The following is a 1,504-nucleotide window of genomic DNA, read 5'->3' as shown; positions in this document are numbered from 1 at the left end:
GGATGAATTTTCAGAAGAAAACGAATAAAAAATAACAGGTGTTCTGCAAAAAATGCTTGCAATTTTATATAAAATTGTAGTATGATGTAACAGTAGAGAAGATTTTTAACAGAGTTTAAAAATCAGAACAGACTAGAGAAAAGTGAGGTAGAAACAATGGCAAAAGAAACATTAAATCCGTTTGAGATTGCTCAAAAACAAATCAAATCAGCTTGTGATAAATTAAATGCAGATCCAGCTGTTTATGAAATTTTAAAAAATCCAATGAGAGTATTGGAAGTATCGTTCCCAGTAAAATTAGACGACGGAACAGTTAAAACATTTGTAGGATACAGATCGCAGCACAACAATGCAGTAGGTCCTTTTAAAGGTGGACTTAGATTTCATCCAGGTGTAACAAGAGATGAAGTAAAGGCATTGTCTACTTGGATGACATTCAAATGTTCAGTAGCAGGAATCCCTTATGGTGGTGGAAAAGGTGGAATGGCAATTAATCCTAAAGAATATTCTAAAGCTGAGTTAGAAAGAATCTCTAAAGGTTTTGCAAAAGCAATTTCACCAATTATTGGAGAAAAAGTTGACATACCAGCTCCAGACGTTAACACAAATGGACAAATTATGTCCTGGATGGTTGACGCTTATGAAGAAGTTGCAGGAAAATCAACAAAAGGTGTATTCACAGGAAAACCTTTAGAATTTGGAGGATCTCTTGCAAGAACAGAAGCCACTGGATACGGAGTTCATTTAACAGCTAAAAAAGCATTAGCAAAATTAAACATTGATGTTAAAGGAGCAACATATGCTGTACAAGGATTTGGAAATGTTGGATTCTATACAGCTTATTATGCATATAAAGATGGTGCAAAAATTGTAGCATTTTCGAATTCAAATGTTGCAGTTTACAATGAAAACGGAATCGACATGGAAGCTGTAATAAAAGATTTTGAAGAAAATGGACGTATTGCAGCAAACAAAGGATATGGAAAAGATATTACAAATAATGAATTGTTAGAATTAGAAGTTGATGTTTTAGCACCATGTGCCTTAGAAAATCAAATTACTTCTGAAAATGCTGATAGAATTAAAGCAAAAGTAATAACAGAAGGAGCAAATGGACCAACTACTCCAGAAGCTGATGAAATCTTATTCAAAAAAGGAATTATAGTTATTCCTGACATTCTAGCAAATTCAGGTGGAGTTGTAGTTTCATACTTTGAATGGGTACAAAACTTACAAAGCTACTACTGGCCATTTGAAGAAGTTCAACAAAAAGAAGATGTATTATTGTCAACAGCATTTGAAGATGTATGGAACTTAGCGGATGAATACAAAGTAGATTTAAGAAATGCTGCTTATATGAAGAGTATCGAAAGAATTTCAAAAGCAATGAAATTAAGAGGATGGTATTAATTTTTTAAATTCTTGATTTGAGTTAAATATAAAAATAAAGAACCTATTTCTATTTTTTGATTATAGAGTAGGTTCTTTTTTTATTAAATTAAAG

Annotated in this window: 1 protein-coding gene; it reads left to right on the top strand. The window is 32.0% G+C overall.

Going from position 1 to position 1,504, the window contains the following annotated elements; translation table 11 throughout:
- Positions 1 to 156 precede the first annotated feature (156 nt).
- On the top strand, positions 157 to 1,410 hold the full coding sequence (locus Q0370_RS06410) for a Glu/Leu/Phe/Val dehydrogenase (RefSeq protein ID WP_299573612.1): 1,254 nt from the start codon (positions 157 to 159) through the stop codon (positions 1,408 to 1,410).
- The last annotated feature ends 94 nt before the right edge of the window (positions 1,411 to 1,504 follow it).

The sequence above is a fragment of the uncultured Leptotrichia sp. genome (genome assembly GCF_938036635.1).
Lineage (GTDB): Bacteria > Fusobacteriota > Fusobacteriia > Fusobacteriales > Leptotrichiaceae > Leptotrichia > Leptotrichia hongkongensis.
Note: the sequence above shows the minus strand (reverse complement) of the source record. Positions and strands in the feature narration are given on the sequence as shown.